The following is a 20894-nucleotide window of genomic DNA, read 5'->3' on the forward strand; positions in this document are numbered from 1 at the left end:
GATCCAGAGAACTGGAATTCCGATAGCAGGAATGATCGCTGGTAATAAGACATAATCAAAATCCATTTCATCACCTTGGTCTTTCCTATTTCCCGCAAATATGTAGACCCGGAATCGGAGGTATATGCAGCTTTCCCCCAAAAGAAAGCTGCTCTTCGGCTGTCCTCAGCAAGTCTATACCTATACCTATGAGGGAAATGCTCCGAGAGGTGAGTTGCACCAACGCTTCAATATCGTAGCGAGCAATACTTTGGCTTGAGCTAAACGATCAAGCTAGTTATGGGAGCATATTGTCTATTACTCTTCCCGTAGTGAGACCATCGGATCTACTTTGGCGGCACGGCTTGCGGGCAACCAGCAGGCGAGAAATGCAGCCAGCACTAGCGGTAGCAACGCCAGTGCATAGGTGCGAGGATCATTTGCAGAAATCTCATAAAGCTGATTCTGCAGATAGCGGCATAAGATCCATCCACTTATCGAGCCGATAGATAATCCGGGGATGACCAATGCAAATCCGTGGAAGAATACATTTCCGACTACGGATTTCTGTGAAGCGCCCAGGGCCATGCGGATGCCGATTTCGCGAGTGCGGCTCACTACATTGAATGCCAAAACACCATAGAGCCCAAGCGAGGCAAGTAACAGCGCAAGAGCGGCAAAGGAACCAATCAGCTCAGATTGAAATGTTTGGCCCGCGAGGGACTCCGTAACCCGGGAAGAAAGAGGCCGTACATCGTATGTAGGTTCGGTTGCCGTTATCTGCCGCAGTTGTGTTTTAGCAGCTTCAATGAGACTTGAGGGAGTCTGCCGGGACCGCATTACCAGAGAATATTCAGGGAAGAACGGAAATTGCCGGATAGAGAGGTAAAATTCCTCGTGACTGGTTTGGCCAAGATTATCTTGAGTTGTATCTCCAACAACTCCGATTACAGTACAGTTGGCTATTCCAAGATTAGGCGAGCCAAGTAAAAGGTGCTTGCCGATTGAATCTTGCCCCGGCCACCAGCGTTGAGCAAAGCTTCGTGTGACGACGATGTCCATAGGAAGTTTTTGCAGTGCTTCGATTGCCTCTTTCATACTTGGAGCCCCGGGGGAGGGGAAGGATGGTATCGGCTCTTCGCCGCTAAAGACGCGTCCTCTTAGAAGAGGAATCCCCATGGCCCGGAAATAATGGGCAGAGACAATCCTCTCGGAGGCTGAGGGATATTCGCTGGGTGGAGGTACAGGACGGTCAAGCAGTCGAAATTGATTGTGGGAATCGTTGTGGCCAAAAGGCAGATTGCTGGTAAGGGCTACCGATTCGACGCCGGGAATTTGTGCCAGTCTGTCGGCAGCATCCTGATAAAAGGCAGTGATGCGTAAGGGCGATCCGTTGACGCGTGCTGATGGAGAAGCCAGACGTAGGGAGAGTACATTTTCCGGCTCGTAACCAAGAGGACGGTCTGAAAGCGACCAGAGACTGCGCAGAATCAATCCGGCAGTAACTAATAGCAAAGTCGCAGAACCGACTTGCGCCATTACTAGAAGATCGCGTCCACGGAAACGTCCGCGAAAAGACTTTGCGAATTCCCTGTGATCCCTGAGTACAGTGTTGGGATTTGTTCGCGAAAGCTGCCATGCCGGTACCAGTCCGAATGCCAAGCCGGTTAGCAGTGTAAGCGCCAGTGCAAAAGATACAACTCGATAATCCAGAGACGAAAGGGCCTCAGCTTTGAGTTGCAGGAGTTGGGATGGCACCAGGGATTTGAGCATGGTCCCCAGTTCTACCGCGAGGAAGAGGCCCAGCGCTCCACCAATCGACGCAAGCAGGAGATTCTCGACCAGGAGTTGACGAATCAGTCGCGAACGGTCGGCCCCGAGAGCTGAGCGAATTGCCATTTCGCGATCACGAGCACAGGAACGCGCAAGAGAAAGAGTCGCAATGTTGACGCAAACAATCAGCAATACCAAGCCTACCGCGCCCATTAATAGGAACTGACGCTGTTTTGCCTCTCCCATCAGGAACTGATGAAGGCCCATTACCGAAGCACCGATGCCGGTGTTGCTCTTCGGATACTGTTCACTGAGACGTGATGCGATAGCATCCATCTCACTTGTAGCTGCGGCCAGAGAGACACCCGGTTTGAGTCGTCCTAGCGCGGTGGCATTGCTGTGACTTTCCCTTGTCTGCATATAAAACTGCTCGACAAAGGGGCCGAGAGGCAATATCAACTCCGATTTACTGAAGAAGCTGAAAGACGCTGGCAAGACTCCGATAATAGTGGCAGACTTTCCGTCTACATCGACGGCGCGACCCACGATACTGCGATCGGCATTGAATTGCTGCAACCATGTGGAGTAAGTAAGCAACAAGACTAGCGGTGCATTCGTTCTGTCATCTTCCGGACGAAAGTCGCGCCCCAGTATTGGTTGAAATCCCATCACCTTCAGGAAGTCGGAATCGACCATCACCGTGGACAGGCGTTCCGAAGCAGTGCCTGTTTTCACATTCACCGAAACAGTGGTGCGATAGATCGTAAGGGCCGAGAAAGAGCTCTGCTGATGCTTCCAATCGACGAAGTCCGGATAGGAGACCGGCATGAGTCCCTTTGATTTCGTCGAGAGCTCGCTGATATGAACTAATTGGTTCTCCTGTGGATAGGGCAGGCTTCGCAGGATCGTCGCATTGATCACCCCGAAGAATGCAGTATTCGCGCCGATACCAAACGCAAGCGTGACTATCGCAACGATCATAAATCCGGGGCTCTTGCGTAATTGCCGCAAGGCATACGACAAATCCTGTTTCAAAAAGCCCACCTTTGACCTCTTTCTCGCGTCAGTGGTAGCCCCGATACGGCTGGGTTCATCTGTTGATAGGCATTTTGTATTCCATATGTCTCGGCGGAACAAGCCCTTTCTTATCAGTAGGGTAGACAAGAAGCTTCGGTTAGCTCTTATGTCGGAGAGTGTTCGTTTCCGATCAATTCTGCTCGCAAATGAACATAGAGGGCGAACATTATTCCTGTGATAGCGGTCGAGATTGTATGTCCGGATTCATTTCGCCCTACAGGATGCCGCTGAAGTTTCTACGTCGGTTCTTGGAGCATGGCAACGAGGCACAACCTGCGAAGCAGGCGGCGGTCAGAAACCGCCGCCACAGCCGGTTCGGAGACCGGCGATACCACGACAACGAACAAGGGCTGATGAAGGCTACTTGTATGGTGCAGTACAACCCCATTTCGGCGAAGTTAGAATTCGAAGCCGCCGACGCTTGCCCCTCTGGGAAAAAGTAGCCGGACTTTAAGAACTGGCCATGGGTTTACTTGGTTGCAGATTCACTGCTTTGAATCGGAGAGGGGCCGGAAAGGGTAAAGCAGGTCTGAAGTACCGCCGGTCTCCGAACCGGCTGTGGTGGCGGTTTCTGACCGCCACCTTTCTGCGTTGTTTCCTTCTTCATCGTTTGCTGCAAAAGCTATAAGTTCCCGAAACTGTTACCAGTGCGAATGGAGCACCAGTCTGGGGTATGCCTCGGCCTTATTCAATGCGTAAGGCTCGTACGGGGTCGATAGACGCTGCACGCAGTGCCGGGATGATTCCTGCAATTGCTGCTGCGAGTACCAGCACTCCGATGGCTATCGCCATCACCGGTGTATTCACTCTGGTGATCTCGTAAAGCTGCGATTTGACGTAACGCACACAGAAGATTGCTACCGGGACACCAATAGCGAGGCCAATAACGGTTTGCAGCATGGCTCCGCGCAGGACAATTTGGACGACACTCTGACGTGCTGCTCCCAGCGCCATGCGGATGCCGATCTCCGGTGTGCGACGAAGGACGGTATAAGACGTGACTCCATAGAGACCGATGGCCGCGAGCAGAAGAGCCAGTAGTCCGAAGAGGGAAGTGAGGCGTGCGATTAGCCTCTCCTCGGTGAATCGATCGTCGATCTGCTGCTGGAATGTCTGGAACTTTACGACTGCGAGGTTGGGGTTGATGCTAGCCAGGGTGTCTCGAACAACCTTCTCAAAGCTGGGAAAGGGTTGGCTGGTTTGGATAACCAGGGCTCCGGCAAACATCGATAAGTCCTTCTCGAGAGGGTTGTCCGGATCGTTGGCGATGCCGGCTCGTTGTGTGAGTGGCAGAAAGTACATGGCATGGTTTTTCCAGTAGATGCTTGTGTAGGTGGTATCTTCCACCACGCCGACGATCTCATGAGCTCCATCTCCGCCGGTTTGGCCCGGGCCGGAGAAACCGAAGCGATGGCCGATGGGGTTGCGCTTGCCGAAGAACTGCTTGACGAATTCCTGGTTGACGACAGCGACGGACGCCGCATTCATTGTGTCCTTCCATGTGAAGCCGCGGCCCATGACTACGTGAGTACCAACAGAGTCGAAGTACTCGGCATTCCCTTTCACCCAAGATGCACCTTTGTTCAGGTCTTGTTCGCCTTGAATCTTTACACCGGACCCCCAATTATTTTCTTCCATTGGAGTGTATGTGGAGAGGCCGACTTTGAGAACGCCGGGAATGCCGTGGAAGCGGTCTACGATGGTCTGGTAGAGAGGCTCAACGTCTGTGTTCTTGTAACCAGCTGCTTGCGGATTGATGTGGGCTATGTAGCGGTTGGTTGTATTCAGCTTCATGTCCACGTTCTCGGCCTTATTGAGGCTCTGCGCAAAAAGACCTGCAGCAACGAGCAGTACAAGAGAGAGTGCGGCTTGCAGGACAACGAGCGAGCGCTGCAGGAAGGATGCTCCTTGGGCGGTAGTACGTGCATTGGAGCGCAGCGCCTCAGCGGGATTCGTGCGTGCAGCCATCAGCGCCGGCGCGAGGCCAAAGAGAACACCCGTAACCAATGAAAGCGCAAAGGCGAAACCGATGACCAGGGGCGAAGGCGAAGCAGCAACCGGCATGTTCTGTTGATTGGGAAACGCAAGTGCCAACAGCGCGTGAGCTCCTAGATATGAGATAACAAGGCCGAGCAGACCGCCCATACCCGAGAGAAGAACGCTTTCCGTGAGGAGCTGGCGCATGATTCGGTTGCGTTGCGCGCCAAGTGCGGAGCGGATAGAAAGCTCAGCGCGACGGCTCATGCCGCGTACCAGCAGCAGATTGGCGATATTAGCGCAGGCGACGAGGAGGACCAGTGCGGCAATCCATTGCAGGAGCTTCAGGTGATCCTTGTAGCCGTTCTGCATGTTCTGGATACCCCCGCCTCCAGGAGTGAGTACCACATGTGTACGGGGGAGAAACTGTTTAGAACGAGGATCGGTAAAGGTCTTCAGCGGTGCAAACTGCTGTTTGAGTAATGCGCTGGCCTTGGCCTGTAGTGCCGGCAGGGAAGTTCCCGGCTTGATACGTCCGATGATATAAGCCCACTGGGTGTCGGGATCGGTAAAGTACGGTGCGCCGCTGACCTCATCCATCGCATTCATGGGGAGGAAATACTTGGGAGGATTGGTATCGATGCGGTCTCCGTAAAATCCTTTGGGTGCAATACCGATGATCGTGGCCGGTTTGGTATTGATGTAGAAGACGCTTCCTACCACAGCCGGATCTCCTGCGTAGTCCTGATGCCAGGCGTCATAACTCATTACGGCCGTGATAGCTGCACCCTTCTGGTCGTCGGCATCCATAAAGAGCCGACCCGCCTCTGGCGAAAGACCAAAGACGCGGAAGTAGTTCCCAGAGACGAAGGTTCCCATGACAGATTTCGCTACCGTTGACGGGCCGGCGCGGCGGACAGTAAGAGGACGCCAAGCGTAACCCGACTCCATCGCAGCCAGTTCCTCAAATTCCGGCAGATTCTTCTTGAACATGTAATAGGTGTCTGTGGCGAAGAGCGAGTAGTCGCCCTTGTCGTTCCAACCGCCGTTGACGCAGCAATCGTCGGTGTCTCCGATGCGAATGAGGGTTTTAGGATCTGTAACCGGCAAGTTATGAAGCAGGATTGCATTGACAAGAGTAAAGATGGCCGAGTTTGCCCCGATGCCGAGCGCGAGCGTGAGTAGCACGGTAGTGGTAAACCCTGGCGTTTTACGCAATTGGCGGAATGCATATCCCAGATCCTGTAGCAGAACTCTCATTCGTTAGACCTCCAGACACACACGTGGCTTTACGCAAATAGAGCATGTAAAGTTCCATCGTAATTTTGTTCCCGCTACCTAAGTTCAATCGCCTTCGTAATCTCAAGATTGTGGCATTGTGTCCACAAATGGAAAGGAGTGTTCGAATTCGGACGCTTTGCATGGGCTATCTGCGATACACGCGTTATCTTGCAGGTCGCGTAATCAATGGTGGGTGCGGTTTATCGCGACCTTAGTCTTAGGTAGTTGCCAGGGAGCGAAGGAGGAGCTTAACTGCTTCGACAGATTTGTTGTAACCATAGCTTTTGGGAATCCCACACGCTTCGCGGAAGGATGCGAGGCGTGTGGGCGCCAATTCATTGTCGATCCTAGGTATCCAGACGATTCGAGGCAGCAACCCGACCATACCAGTGACCAGAATCCTTGATCGTGCGTTTCTGGTTGCGGAAGTCCGTATAGATAAGCCCGTATCGCTCCGTGTAACCTTCTCCCCATTGGAAATTATCCAGCAGTGTCCACGCATGGTAGGCGCGCACGCGGGCACCATCCGCGATAGCCCTAGCCAACTCCGCTAGTGTTTGCCGGTACCAGAGGATGCGTCTCGTATCCGGGATACGGCCATTCTGTTCTTCATCGGGAGAATCCAGATAACCACAACCGCTCTCCGTGATTTCAATGATCGGGTGGTTATACTCGCGGCTGATTTGAGTTACAAGGTCGTAGATGCCACGCGGCCACACTTCGAGTCCGGCTTCCGTCAGCGGTCCCTCTGTTGGCATTGCGGCACGGAAGCGAGTGTAAGGGTCGCGGCCGCCCGGTGAATTGCTTTCGATTTCGGTACCGCTGAAGTTGCCGCCGTTTTGAAAGTTCTCTTTGCTGGCATCTGACACAACACGGCGCGTGTAGTAGTGGAAGCCGACCCAATCCAGTGGAGCGTAGAGAAGCTTTTCATCTCCGGTCTTGAATCCCATCAGCTCAAGAGGTGGTTCACCGACAAACGCCTTGGGATAACGGCCGTGCATTGCCGCTTCCAGGAAAAAGACGTTATTCATCGCGTGGTATCGGGCAGCAGCGGCGCGGTCGTCGTCTGAGTCCGTCTTCGGATAAGCGGGTGCCATCTCATAGGCGCTGCCTATCGTCGCCTTCGAAGAGGCAGCCTTTACTGCGCGGTGAGCTTGACCTTGCGCTAGCGCCAGTGTGTGCGCTGCTTTCAGAAAGTCTGTGAAGCTGGTACGGCAGGGAGGGAACGCACCCGCGGCATAGCCCATGAAAGCGATAGCCCAAGGCATGTTGAAAGGAGCCCACATCGTAATCCGGTCGCCAAGATGCTTGGCCAGGATTCCCGCATAGTCGGCGAAGTAATTCGCTAGCTCTCTGTTTGGCCAGCCTCCACGCTCTTCCAATGCCTGCGGAAGATCCCAGTGATACATCGTGCACCAGGGGCGGATTCCGGCTTGAAGTAGCGCATCTACGAAACGGCTGTAATAATCGAGCCCCTTCATATTAGGGGAACCGCCCCCGGTAGGCTGGATGCGTGGCCACGAGATAGAAAAGCGATAACTCTTGATATTCAGGCGCTTCGCAAGGGCTATGTCCTGCTGGAAACGATGGTATTGATCGCAGGCAACATCGCCGGTTACACCGCCTCGCACCTTGCCGGGCGTATGCGTGAATCGATCCCAAATCGACTCCCCCTTACCGTCCTCGTTCCATGCACCTTCATTTTGATAAGAGGCCGTGGCAACACCCCATAAAAACCCTTCGGGGAAACGGGCCTTTTCGATTGTCGAAGCGGGGATGGTTCCAGGAATAGTGGTTGTTGAGCTTTGTGTTGCTGCGTCGGCACGGCCTTGAGAAAGCGCGGCACCTGCAATGGCAGCCAGAGAACGGGCCGCAAACTGACGACGGTTCATTGCGAACTCCTCGTTTCATTCAGTCTTGTACGGAATACGTGCTGCGTTTTAACTATCGCATATTAGTCACGGTAAGTCTTTGGGGGGAGCTAATGTGCTCGCCTGGGGCCGGGATGCGCTCATTGAGCTGGAAGGTGCTATCGATATGGAGGCTTGACCGGATGGAGATTATGTAAACAGGAATTGCGGGAGAGCTCGACTCTCCGGCCAGCTGTTTTGCTCTTTGGGTTTTATTCGCTATGCACTGCAAGCATGGGATCAGTCAAAGAGGCGCGCCGTGCCGGGAACAATGAGGCGGCAAGGGCGAGCAACAGCATGGCGGCTGCGGAAAGACCGAGCACAAGCGGATCCAATGGACTTACTCCAAAGAGAAAGGATTGCAGCAGGCGGGATGCGGCTACGGCTCCGAATAGCCCGAGCACGCAGCCAGCCGCTGCCAGCTTTGCTCCTGAGGCAAGGACCAACTGCAGGATTCGAGATCGCTCGCAGCCCAGTGCTACGCGTATCGCCATCTCCTGTTCACGAGTCGCAACTGTAAAGGCGATGACGCTGTAGATCCCCAGTACTCCAAGCAACACGGCTGCAATGGCGAAGGCCGATATCAACACCGTGTTGAAACGGCGTGTGGCCTCACTGTCTGAAACCGTCTGCTCCAGAGTCTTCATCTTGAATAACGCGAGCTGCGGATCGATCTGCTGCACTGCAGTGCGCATTGCATTTTCCATCTGTTCAGGAGGGACGCTGGAGCGCAGCACGACCCAGCCGGAATACCCCATTAACTCTCCCATTGAAGCCAGCACGCCTTCTGACGCAACCACCTGAGTTGCAGGCTGATAGAACTGCTCTGCTGTTATGCCATCGGCAGGGCCCATCTTCACATCGCCGACTTCACCCACAACCGTCAGCCATGGCGTTGAAGTTTCCGGCATTCCCCGGCGCAGACGCTTGCCGATAGGGTCCTCTCCGGGCCAGTAGTGTTCCGCCAGTTTGTGATTCACGATTACCACTAGCGGAGAATCTGCCTTGTCTGCCGCTGAGAACAGACGGCCCCGAAGCAGACGAATGCCTAGAGCCTGAAAGGCATCGCCCTCCACCAGCGTTGACGCAGCCATGTGCAGTTGGGCATCTTTCGGAGAGATGTAGCCTTCCGGGATGATTGAGATGCCGCCATCGTCTCCATTTGCAGGCAATAGGGAAGTAATGCCGACGAATTCCGCACCAGGCAGCTGTCGAAGGGCGTCGAGCAATCGTTGATCGAAACTGTCTATCAGCGGTTGCGTCGCATAGTGCTTCAACGGCAAGTCATAGGACGCGGCCAGCGTATGATCAGGTTGAAAACCGATATCGACGTCGCGCATCTTCTCAAAGCTGCGCAGCAGCAGGCCGGATGAGGTCAGAAGGACCAAGGCGACCGCAATCTCTCCCACAACCAGTGCGGAGCGTAGCCGAGTGTGACCGCTTCCCGAACTCCCGGTACGTCCACCTTCCTTAAGTGTCTCGTTAATGCTGGTTCGGATTGCGGCAAAGGCGGGCGCTAGTCCGCAAAGGAAGCCGGTAAACAGCGCTAGTCCCAGCGCAAAGGTCACTACGGGCAAATCAAGTCCAATCTGGCTGGTACGAGGCAACGTGTCGGGTATGAGATTTATACCCACCTGTAGCGCGAAGCCTGCCAAGGCAAGGCCTATAACGCCTCCGGCAATGCTCAATATCATGCTTTCGACAACCGCCTGACGAAGCAGTGCAGCAGCACGGGCCCCAAGGGCAAAGCGCACAGCTATCTCTCTCCGCCTGCGAATGGAGCGCACCAGCAGAAGACCTGCCTGGTTTGCGCAGGCAATCAGCAGAACCACGACTACAGCAAAGAAGAGTGTGCGCACCAGTGGACGCGCCTGCGCTACCGTGTCTTCATGCAGTTGCCTGACAACCGCGTGGATTCGAAGACTGCTCATGTAAGCCGGATAATTCCGCATTGTCTCTACCGCTACTTGTTGCGCATCGCTCTGCGCCTGCTCAGGAGTAACTCCGGGTTTCAAGCGGCCCAGCATCCGCCGGTTCCACGACGCCGCGGCACCGGCCTCGAACTCCCACGGTTCCGGGCTCAATGGAACCCAGAGTTCGCTCTGGTTCACATGTCCAGGTACAAGAGGGAACTCAAAGTTGCGCGGCATAACGCCGATGACTATGTACGGCTTCCGGTCAAGAATAATCTTGGAGCCCAGAATCTTTGCATCGCCATGAAAGCGGCTTTGCCACAAACTGTAACTGAGCACAACGAGCAGCTGATGTTGATCGTCCTCTTGTTGCGTGAATACCCGCCCCAACAGCGGCGCAATCCCCAATGCGGAAAAAACCTCTCCGTTCATACGCGAGGCCTGTACATGCAGTGGTTCACCGCTATCTGATAGTTCGAAAGAGGTTTTCCGGTAACCGCCCAGGTGCGCAAAGCTATGCGTGTCGCGCATGTAGTTGCGGATATCCTGGGCGGTGGCCCAAGCCCCGCAGGAAGCACAATTTGAGCCCTCCAGAACGTCTCCCAGCGTAACCAGGTGCCCAGGATCTGGAAATGGTAAGGGACGCAGCAGCACTCCTTCGACAATTGAAAAAATCGCAGTGGTCGCGCCAATCCCCAATCCCAGCATCAGGATGGCCGTAAGAGTGAACCCCGGAGATTTGCGCAACTGGCGCAATGTATAGCGAAGGTCCTGCAGCATCTGTGCCACCCACGGGTAGGTGCGCTCATCGCGATGCAGTTGCTTCGCCTGCTCAATCCCACCATAGGCTCGTCTCGCTGCTGTGCGCGCTTCTTCCGGGCTCAACCCCCTCAGCAGAAGGTCTTCTTCCAGCAGTGCAAGATGAGCGGCAATTTCCCGATCGAGTTCCGTTTCTGTCTTTTCGTTGTTGAAGAGGCCGAAGATTCTCAGAAAGAGACGCCGCAGTTGCTTCATGCCTTAGGATTCCTCATGTGCAGCCGTTGCAATTGAATTGGTTCTTTTCTTTACTAGGCATCCAAGTGATGCCTGAGACGTAGCATGGCCTTGATTGCACTTGCTTGTCAAGTGGAAGTGATTACGTGGAGGGACTGCTCCGCCTCCAATTCACGCGCTGGTGATCTGGTCGGTCCTGACCCGCCGGGATTGTGTTACTTCTCCGGAAGCAATCGGCGATCCGTTTTCCTGGTGCCGTCATCCTCTTGAGAATGGCCTTCCCATCGGAGTTCTAGTGGTGTAGTATTCCCCATAGAAATTCGAGTGGAGAAAGTTGAATGGCTAAGAATAATCATTCGGATAGCGAGATGCTGAAGGGCACGCTGGACATGATGATCCTGCGAACGCTTGTGAGTGGCGACGCGCACGGGCACACGATTGCAAAGGTCATCGAGCACAGTTCGGAGGATGTCCTGGAAGTGGAGCAGGGCTCGCTTTATCCGGCTCTCCACCGCCTGGAGGATCGCGGCTGGGTCTCGTCCTATTGGGGTGCCAGTGAGAACAATCGGAAGGCGAAATTCTACCGGCTTACTGCTGCTGGAAAGAAACAGCTTCTTCGCGAGACAAACCGCTGGCGGCAGATGATCCGGGCAATCGGTCTGGTAATGGGAGAAGAGACGCAGGGGTAAGGGAGAGATATCGTGAGTTGGTTCAGGTTCATTCATCGGAAACGCGCAGACTTGGAACTGCGGCAAGAAATCGATGTATATCTGGCCGAGGAGATCGCCGAGAACATCAGTCGTGGAATGACGCCCACGGAAGCGCGACGCCGGGCGCGAATCAAGCTTGGGAATTCACAGCGTGTCCGCGAGGAGCTTTGGCAAAGAAATACGATCACTTTCCTCGATAATCAATGGCGTGATCTAAAGTATGCCGCTCGAACCCTGCGGAGGACGCCTGGGTTCTCTGTGATTGCGATTCTTGTCATGATGTTGGGCATCGGCGCGAATATTGCGTTGTTTACCGTGGTACGCGGTGTCCTGCTGAAGCCACTGCCATTTAAGGATGCGGAACGCCTGCTGATGGTCTATGAAAGCGGAGTGGGCAGCGATGTACAAAGCAACCCCTTCAACGTGGTTTCCGGTGCAATGTATGCCGAGTGGCGGAAGCAGAATCGCACCTTCAGCGATATGGCCCTTTGGGGCTACGGCGAGTCGAATCTCTCTGGTGCTGGTGGCCAACTGCCGGAGAAAGTGCAAAACGCAAGCTGTACCTGGAACCTGCTGCGCACCCTGAGTGTGCGACCGGCAATTGGACGCGACTTTACCTCGTCCGATGACCTACCTGCCGCCAACGGAACCGTGATTCTGAGCTGGAGCTTATGGAAGCGCCGCTTCGGAGGCGATCCGGCGATTCTTAATCGGACGATCCATCTGAATGGAAGTGCATACACCGTGATTGGAGTTCTTCCAGCCTGGTTTGCGTTTCCAAAGGCTTCTAATCAGCTTTGGACGCTGATCTACCACGATTACCCTCCCGAGGAGTTGACGAATCTGGAAAGTCACGATTTTCGGGTAGTTGGCAGGCTGCGTGAAGAAGTTACCTCGGCACAGGCTAAAGCCGATCTTTCTCTGATTGCCAAGCGCGTTCATGACCAGCATCTTGACAATGCATTTGTGGGAGCAGGGGCGAATGTGCGCCCGTTGCTCGAAGATATGGTCGGAGATTTCAGGCGTCCGCTCCTTGTACTTCTGGCAGCCTCCGGTTGTGTGCTGTTGATCGCATGTCTGAATGTTGCCAATCTGTTGGTAGCGCGTGCTGTTGCCCGGCGCAAAGAGCTGGCGATTCGTTCGGCACTGGGAGGCGGGAAATTCCGCCTGCTGCGGGAACGTTTGACTGAGAGTTTTCTTCTCTCTGCACTTGGCGGCGTAGGAGGAATCCTGCTCGCATCGGGCGCTATCGCCTGGTTCGTGCGCATTCGTCAGGATATGAATCGGGTCGACTCGATTCACATCGATGGTGTGATCGTAGCCTTTACGCTCGGGCTCATTGTCTTCTGCGCCCTTTTCTCTGGAGCGATTTCGATATTCAGTGTTCAAGAGAAGCAGGTGCTTACCACCTTGAATGAGGTATCCCGATCCTTCAGTTCCGGACGCACAAGAGCCACCTTGCGCAGGGTATTGTTGACTGTGGAACTGAGTCTGACCGTGATGCTATTGATCGGCGCCGGACTTTTGCTGAAGAGTTATCAGCGGCTGCGTACAGCTGACATGGGTTGCGCTACGCAGAACATATTAACTATGACTCTCGAATTATCTGACAATCGTTACAAAGAGAAAGCCCAGATCGTTAATTTCTACGAAACTCTACTAATGCGGGTGCGGGCATTACCGGGAGTAACTGCAGCAGGATTTGTTCGTGGAGTACCCGGCCAGGGCTATATAGGCGATCAAGGTTTCAAGATAGCCGAGCATCCACCTTTGCCGCAGGGTGTGGCTCAATTTGCCGTGGATCACTGGGCAGATCCTGGATACTTCCAAGCCATGGGCATTCCCATTTTGCGGGGGCACTCCTTTGATCCGGGCAAGAAACTCGACCAGGCCAATCAAGCCGTCATCAACGCCTCGTTTGCGCGCCAGTTTCTGCCTAACGAGGACCCCCTTGGCAAGCATATCCACATGGGCGAACGGGATTATGAGATAGTAGGCATCGTCGGGGATACGCGTTATCAGGTGGGGAAGCCCACCGAACCTGTTCAGTACTTTCCTCTTTACGCCGGTTTCGGGGATTACGGAACACTGGTGATTCGTTCCGAGCATAACGTTGAGCAACTGGCTCTCCCCGTGCAGCGTATCGTGCAGGAGTTGGATCGCGATTTGCCTGTTGCGGATGTCCTCACAATGGACCAGTTGCTTGGTAAATCCACTCGTGGGGCCAACGTGAATGCGACACTCCTCGGTGTGTTTGCTCTTCTATCGTTGATTCTGGCTGCGGCCGGTCTCTTTGGCGTTCTCTCCTATCTTGTAGCGCAACGTACAAACGAGATTGGCATTCGAATCGCATTGGGCGCCCGGCGGGAGCAGGTGCTAAGTCTGGTCTTAGGAGACGGATTACGCCCCGCGCTGTTCGGGTTGGCTCTTGGACTTGTAGGTAGTGCAGCAGCCGGACGCCTGATTCACTCCATGCTTTACGAAACACGTCCGCTTGATCCACCGGTCTTTGTGCTTGTAGCTGCAACGTTATTGGGTGTATCGGCGGTTGCATGCCTGCTTCCAGCATGGAAGGCATCGCGAATCGATCCAATGCAGGCGCTTCGAACGGAATAGCGGCTTCCGAGAAAACAAGCAATGTTTCGTCAGATCGTGGAAGTTTGCAGACGCGCAAAGGGTATCCCAGAGGGATGCCAAGAGAATAGCCACGGGTTTCGCTACGCTTCACCCGTGGCTAAGTTAGTAGCATCCCTCCGGGATGCTTTGCTGACCTAGGAGAAATGAAGACCGTTTTCCTCTCTTCCACCATTTCCCATCTTCTTCCCCTTCTGCTTGGAATAATGAACTTCATTTTCAACTTGGTGGAAGTCTGCCTTATGAGTCAAAGGCTTTACGGCGTGTAGATACAGTCGTTAACGGAATTTCTTGCGAAATCGGTAGCTTTATGGTTCTATAGCAAAGATGGCTGCGAATTTTTGTCAACCCGGCTCTTGTACCTGTTGTTGCGGGAAAGCTCTCGTGGCCAGGAAGGATCGTTGCTGACAGGAAGTTAGCTAAGTCATAGATTCTTCTATAAAGTTTCCAGATGGCCCGGGAGATATTAACCTTCCGGGCCATTTTGTTTTTGCACGACTAAGAGAGATGCAGAGTCTGTTTTTCAGTTCGTCCATGATTGGCGCGATTGCTCGCCCGAGCGCGCTTATGCACCTCTGTTGTTGTTGACCTTCCTCTTTTTCCCCTTACATAAGACTTCCCCGGACGAGATACACGACATCGTCTGAGTTCTAGAGAGGCCAAACAAGATGTTTAGTCATTCCCCACTTCCAATAAGACGGATACCGCTTCTAGCGATCCTTCTGCTTGCGTTTACCGGAGCAGCCATTTCGCAGATTGTAGGCGGCTCCATTCATGGAGAGATTTACGATCCAACCGGCAGCGCTGTTTCTGGAGCCGAGGTCACGGTTCGAAATCTGGAGACCGGTTCGGGGCGCCTACTCCATACGGACGATTCCGGACGATATGCTGCTCCGTCCATTCCTGTCGGGAGCTACGAGGTCATTGTTCATAAAGAAGGTTTTGCGACGCAGACGAGGACGGGAATCCCACTGGCGATTGGACAGAGCATCGCAATCGATCTGACCCTAAGCGTGGCCGGGGTAGAGCAGAAGCTCGTTGTTATCGATGTCTTGCCAGCCGTGAATCTCTCTACTCAGCAGGTGTCGGGACTTGTCGATGAGCGCCAGGTGAAGGAACTTCCGTTGAATGGCCGCAGTTATGACCAGTTGATGACCCTGAATCCTGCGACGGTGAACTACTCGAATCAACGTTCCGGCAGCATTGGAACCTCTAACTCCTCTGTCGGCAATATGTTTGCCGTCTCGGGTCGAAGACCGCAGGACAACATCTTTCTGCTGAATGGAGTTGAGTACACCGGAGCATCGTTAATCAACGTAACTCCCGGTGGCACGAGCGGACAGCTGTTGGGAGTCGAAGCCGTACGCGAGTTCAACGTGGTGACGGACGATTACGGAGCCGCAAATGGCAAGCGTTCCGGAGCGCAAGTTAGTATCGTGACTGTTTCGGGTACAAATGATTTGCATGGATCGGTGTACGAATATCTTCGTAACAGCGTCTTCGATGCCCGCAACTATTTCGACCAGGGAAGCACGCCGACCTTTCAGCGCAATCAGTTTGGCGGCACGCTTGGAGGTCCCTTACATAAGAACAAATTCTTCCTCTTCGGAAATTACGAGGGCTTTCGGCAGAATCTGGCGCTTAGCGGCGTTACCTATGTGCCGAATCAGGCTTCACGCGCGGCTGCTTCGGCTTCCGTTCGTCCCTTACTGGCTCTTTGGCCGGAGCAAAACGGACCCGATCTTGGAGCGGGCATCGGAATCGCCTACAGTCATCCGTTGCAGCGTCTGCGTGAGGACTTCGGGACAACACGCTTCGACGCCAACATCAGTAATCGCGATCAATTTGCCGCAATCTATACGGTCGATGATAGTTACGCTCATACGCCGACGGCGAACCCGCTCAGCCTGATCAACGAGACTCTCCGCGAGCAGGTTCTGAGCATTCAGGAACAGCACATCATCTCGCCGTCGCTATTGAACACGGCAAGAGTCGGATACTCGCGGGCCAGCTACTTCTTCACCGGCAGCGTACCTGCCAATATTCCGGGATGGGTGACAGGGAAGCCGGTTGGGGCGATTGTTATCAGTGGCAGTACAGCCTCCAATGGAGCGTCGCAAATTACGCTGGCCGGCTCCAATGTCGGCAGCAATAACACGACGGCCCGGAATCTCTTCACTTACGACGATCACGTCTACTACACCTGGGGACGGCACCAGATTGAGGCTGGCGTGTGGATTCAGCAACTCCAGGCCAATGACGATCTTGCGCAGAACCAGTATGGACAAGCCTCTTTCAGCACGCTTGCCAATTTTCTGAAGGGAACAGTCGCTACCTTTACCGTGGTGCCTTCTCCCACAGCGCTTAACTGGCGCTCTGTAGAGGGAGCCGGATTTGTAGAGGATACGATCAAGGTAACTCCCCACTTCGAACTTCGCGCAGGTTTCCGGTTTGAGTCGACGAATGGCTGGAATGAGGCTCATGGACGCGCCTCCAACTACATCATCGCAAATGGAGTTCTGGAGACGAATCCGAGAATCGGAGGTTCTGCCCTGACAAAGAACCGGGCTGTCTTTCTGCCTGAGCCTCGCATTGGATTTGCCTGGAACGTTCTTGGGAATGGCAAGACAGCTATTCGAGGAGGCTTCGGCGTCTATCGCGCCCTACTCGATAATCTCGATTACCGGCTCGATCAGACGACTCCGTTTAACACTACCTGGGTAGTCAAGAACGTTCCTGTCTCTAATCTGCAATTTGCTCCTGGCGCAGGTACTATTTCAGGCGGCACCATCTCTCCTAGCAATGTGCAGCCGGATATCCATACTCCGACGGTGCTTTCCTGGACATTCAAGATTGAACAGCAAATTGTTCCCAGCACTTCGGTGACCTTTGGCTATGTCGGTTCGCATAGCTATCACCAGATTCTTTCCATGAACATGAACGAGCCAATACCGACGACGCTTCCCGATGGCACCATCTACTATCCGCCGAATTCGCCTTATGCCAATCCGCGTCTTGCGAACACTACCTCCTGGGCAGCGCAGGGAGTAGGAATGTATAACGCCTTTACCGTCGATGTAAGACGTCGTTTGACCAATGGGCTGGCATTGCGTGGATCTTATACCTATTCGAAGAACCTCGATGACGGTTCGGCATGGAATACAAGCGTCAGCGCCAATACCCCGGCCTTTGTCTCCTTTCCATTGAAACCCAAGGTGGATTGGGGACCGGCTGCAACGGATATTCGTCATCTGGCTGCGGTGAATGCAACTTACGATCTTCCTGTTGGCAGGCAGCGCAGATTCTTTGCAAACCAGAGTCGTTGGACGGAGAATCTGATCAGCGGCTGGGCGGCAAGTGCTATCGTCAATTTGCAGACGGGTTTTCCGTTCTCTCCTCAGTTGGGCTATAACCCGACGGGCAACGGAGATACTCGGAATCCGATACGTCCGAACTGGAATCCTGCATTTACCGGGAAGCTCTATCCTCGGACAACGAACCAGTACTTCAGCCCGACAGCATTTCTTCCTCCGGCTACGGGAACTTACGGAAATGTCAGAAGAGATTCGCTAACTGGTCCAGGGCTGGGAGGCTTCGATCTTTCGTTGTTAAAGGATACAGCCTTGTCCGATCACGTTCGTTTGGAGTTCCGGACGGAATTCTTCAATGTCCTGAATCATACGAACTTTGCTACTCCTAATCCGGTGGTCTATTCCTCGGCTACAGCCCTGTCTCCTACAGCCGGAGCTGTAAGTGCCACCTCCACAACCTCAAGACAGATTCAATTTGCGGCTAAGGTGAAGTTCTGATGCGTGCGAAATGAAAGCAGGATTTGGATGAGTAGAGGCTTCCATATCGGTAACCGTGAGGTATTTCAGAGAATGGTTCGGTTACCGATATTGCAGTTTTTGTGTGTCCCACCTTAACTCGCTTCGCTCGTGAAGATGGGGCATCCCCAAGTGCTGGTACGGACAATTCCTTCGGTTACCGGTATCGTGAGTGCGATTACTCGTCCGCTAGCCTTCGGCCGGTATATAGGGCTCATAGACCGGTTCCCAGATATTCTCTTCCAGTTCCTCTTGTAACTCGTCTTCTTCGATTTCTGCCAGTCCTTCATCGATTGCCTGCTTTGCGACGGCATAAGCGATGCTCGCACTAACCGAGCGGATGGTAGACATATCCGGCAGAAGGCTTGCTGTCTTGTTCTTGGCGGCAGGGGATAGCGATGCCAAGGTCTTTGCTGCGGTCATAATCATCTTGTCTGAAACGTGTTTTGCACGCGCAGAGATGATGCCCAAAGCCAATCCCGGGAAGATGTAAGAGTTATTCGTCTGGTTGATTCTAATTTTTTGTCCCTGGCACTCTACCGGAGCGAAGGGGCTGCCGGTGCCCACAATGGCTTGTCCGTTTGTCCAGGTCAGTAACTGCTCCGGTGTCGCTTCGCAATGAGAGGTGGGGTTCGACAACGGGAAGATGATCGGACGCGGTGTATTCTGGGCCATTGCGCGGACAACTTCTTCCGTAAAAGCACATGCCTGTCCTGAAACGCCGATTAACACTGTCGGTTTGGCGTTTCGAACTGTATCCAGCAGGCTGATCGTGTTACCCTGCGTCTTCCATCCCTGCAGGTCTTGACGCTTGCGGGCAAAGGCTTCCTGCCCTGGCCGTAGTCCTTCCATGCCCTCGATAAGCAGGCCGTTGATGTCTACGGGATAAAAGCGACTGCGTGCCTCTTCCTGACTGAGTCCGGCATCGCGCATAGCCGTTTCCATCAAGGAGGCTATGCCGAGTCCTGCCGAGCCGAAGCCGAAGAAGACAATTCTCTGGTCCCGTAAGGTCTCGCCTGTGACCTGAATAGCGGAGAGCAGGGCGGCGGTAGCCACGGCAGCGGTCCCCTGAATATCGTCATTAAAGGTACAGAGGCGGTTACGGTAACGCTCCAGCAGTCGAGCAGCGTTGCATCCGGCGAAGTCTTCCCATTGCAGCAGGACGTGAGGCCACCGGCTCTTTACCGTTGAGACGAAGATCTCAATAAAATCGTCATACTCCTGGCCACGGACCCGGGGATGGTTCCACCCAATGTAGAGAGGATCGTTCAGCCGTTCTTCATTGTCTGTACCGACGTCGAGTAGGATCGGGAGGCATGTTTCGGGAGGAATTCCGGCCAGTGCCGTGTAGAGAGCCATCTTGCCGATGGGGATTCCCATTCCGCCTGCGCCCTGGTCACCTAAGCCCAGAATACGCTCTCCATCGCTGACCACGATGCAGCGTACGGAGTCGTAGCGAGGGTGAGAGAGAATCTGTTCGATCCTGTCCTTGTTGGGATAGCTCAGGAAGACTCCTCGCGGTTTGTGCCAGATCTCGCTGAAGCGCTGCGAACCTTCACCTACTGTCGGGGTGTAGACGATGGGCAGCATCTCTTCGATATAGCGGACGACCAGCGCATAGAAGAGCGTTTCGTCGGCGTCTTGAAGATCGCGCAGAAAACTGTATTTGGCGAAGCATGAGGGCTGATGGTCGAAGGCTCTTTTGCGCCTTTCCAGCTGATCTTCGAGCGTCCCGATATGTGGAGGCAGTAGCCCGTGCAGCGCGAAGATGTCGCGCTCCCGCTGGGTGAAAGCTGTGCCCTTATTGAGCCTGCAATCGTTGAGCAGATCATATCCGAAAAGCGAAACCTTTCGCGGACGCGGGGGCTTTGTTCCGGATCTACTGCTTAAAACCGCCATGCCGTACACTCTCCTGTCTTGATTAGCACAGTATGCCTGAAAGAAGTAGGAATCGTCTGGTGCCCGGAACACAGTTTGGCGAGATTTATCGATGGAAAAAGTGGGCAGTCCCTGGGGTGTGGCATCACCTGCCTTTGGAGTTGCCATAACATGAGACGCCCCGGTCCCCCGGCCTATTGCTGACCGGAAGAGGGAAGTGCTACGTAAGCGATGAATGCCCTCGCAAGAACGCTCGAATCGTAACCTTCGGCGTTATCAATCTTCCTGTGGGGAAGAGGCTCTTACCTCTTCAGGCGCTCGGAGCAGTATTCGCACTGACGCATGGAAGAGGTAAGCAAAATAAGTCCCAATCCTCCGACAGCCATTACCAACACGGCCAAGACGATTTCGTGAAAACTGGAGCGGGAAGAGGGAAGAAAGATCAGTAGAAGCAGGGCGAGGAGATAAGAGGTGAAACATCCGGCATGCCATCGATGCGGATGCCGCCTCAGCTGCAGAAATCTTCGATCGACCGCTAACGCGCCCAGGAAGAGCACGCATGAGATCCCGAAGAAAAGAACTGCCCAGAGTTCAGCGTATAGATACGGCTTATGCGAGATGGAAAGAGCTTGGGTTTGACGAAAATAATCTGTCGTGTTCAGTGAGATTGAGCCGATAGTATAAAAAAAGCCGCAGGCTCCTAGAACCTTGCCGATCATCTCGATAACGTCTGTTCTGATCTCTTTTCTGGCGGGCGTAATCATATTCTGATCGGAGATAAGGCTAGCCAGCATGTAGGGGTTTGTGACGCTGCTCTCGCTCATGGATTTGTGCCTAACCGGTCAAATAAGTACAAATTGAATTAAGTATCGGCAAAACTTATATAAGTTTTAACGCTTTAATAACAGGCACGGGCGAAGTGTTAATTATCCTGGTTCCTGG

General features: G+C 53.9%; 11 protein-coding genes. 4 read left to right on the plus strand and 7 right to left on the minus strand.

Features of this window, described 5'->3' with window-relative positions; translation table 11 throughout:
* Positions 1-124 precede the first annotated feature (124 nt).
* Complete coding sequence (locus tag AC6I7T_RS29445) at positions 125-259, plus strand: hypothetical protein (protein WP_497791422.1); 135 nt, start codon at positions 125-127, stop codon at positions 257-259.
* A 38-nt stretch (positions 260-297) separates the two neighbouring features.
* On the opposite strand, the gene AC6I7T_RS29450 is transcribed toward AC6I7T_RS29445, so the two are convergent.
* The 5 genes from AC6I7T_RS29450 to AC6I7T_RS29470 form a co-directional block, all read right to left on the minus strand.
* A complete protein-coding gene (locus AC6I7T_RS29450) occupies positions 298-2796 on the minus strand; it encodes an ABC transporter permease (protein ID WP_497791423.1) in 2499 nt (832 codons plus the stop codon).
* Positions 2797-3298: 502 nt separating this feature from the next.
* Positions 3299-3436: a hypothetical protein gene (locus AC6I7T_RS29455; RefSeq protein ID WP_497791424.1), complete on the minus strand. Its 138-nt coding sequence runs from the start codon at positions 3434-3436 to the stop codon at positions 3299-3301.
* A gap of 77 nt (positions 3437-3513) precedes the next feature.
* On the minus strand, positions 3514-6066 hold the full coding sequence (locus AC6I7T_RS29460; RefSeq protein ID WP_497791425.1) for an ABC transporter permease: 2553 nt from the start codon (positions 6064-6066) through the stop codon (positions 3514-3516).
* A gap of 368 nt (positions 6067-6434) precedes the next feature.
* Positions 6435-7979: a glycoside hydrolase family 1 protein gene (locus tag AC6I7T_RS29465; protein WP_497791426.1), complete on the minus strand. Its 1545-nt coding sequence runs from the start codon at positions 7977-7979 to the stop codon at positions 6435-6437.
* Positions 7980-8209: 230 nt separating this feature from the next.
* Positions 8210-10924: an ABC transporter permease gene (locus tag AC6I7T_RS29470; protein ID WP_497791427.1), complete on the minus strand. Its 2715-nt coding sequence runs from the start codon at positions 10922-10924 to the stop codon at positions 8210-8212.
* 317 nt (positions 10925-11241) lie between these two features.
* Here AC6I7T_RS29470 and AC6I7T_RS29475 point away from each other — a divergent pair, with 317 nt between their 5' ends.
* From AC6I7T_RS29475 to AC6I7T_RS29485, 3 genes are all read left to right on the plus strand, one after another.
* On the plus strand, positions 11242-11592 hold the full coding sequence (locus tag AC6I7T_RS29475; RefSeq protein WP_497791428.1) for a PadR family transcriptional regulator: 351 nt from the start codon (positions 11242-11244) through the stop codon (positions 11590-11592).
* A gap of 12 nt (positions 11593-11604) precedes the next feature.
* On the plus strand, positions 11605-14229 hold the full coding sequence (locus tag AC6I7T_RS29480; RefSeq protein ID WP_497791429.1) for an ABC transporter permease: 2625 nt from the start codon (positions 11605-11607) through the stop codon (positions 14227-14229).
* 686 nt (positions 14230-14915) lie between these two features.
* Positions 14916-18056: a TonB-dependent receptor gene (locus AC6I7T_RS29485; RefSeq protein WP_497791430.1), complete on the plus strand. Its 3141-nt coding sequence runs from the start codon at positions 14916-14918 to the stop codon at positions 18054-18056.
* Between the two features lie 207 nt (positions 18057-18263).
* Here the strand turns inward: AC6I7T_RS29485 and AC6I7T_RS29490 are convergent, their stop codons facing one another.
* Together AC6I7T_RS29490 and AC6I7T_RS29495 are read right to left on the minus strand one after the other, a co-directional pair.
* Positions 18264-19973 (minus strand): NAD-dependent malic enzyme, encoded by a 1710-nt coding sequence (locus AC6I7T_RS29490; protein ID WP_497791432.1) that lies wholly within the window; start codon positions 19971-19973, stop codon positions 18264-18266.
* Between the two features lie 281 nt (positions 19974-20254).
* On the minus strand, positions 20255-20776 hold the full coding sequence (locus AC6I7T_RS29495) for a hypothetical protein (RefSeq protein WP_497791433.1): 522 nt from the start codon (positions 20774-20776) through the stop codon (positions 20255-20257).
* Positions 20777-20894: the final 118 nt, after the last annotated feature.

The sequence above is a fragment of the Humiphilus diazotrophicus genome (assembly GCF_059726315.1).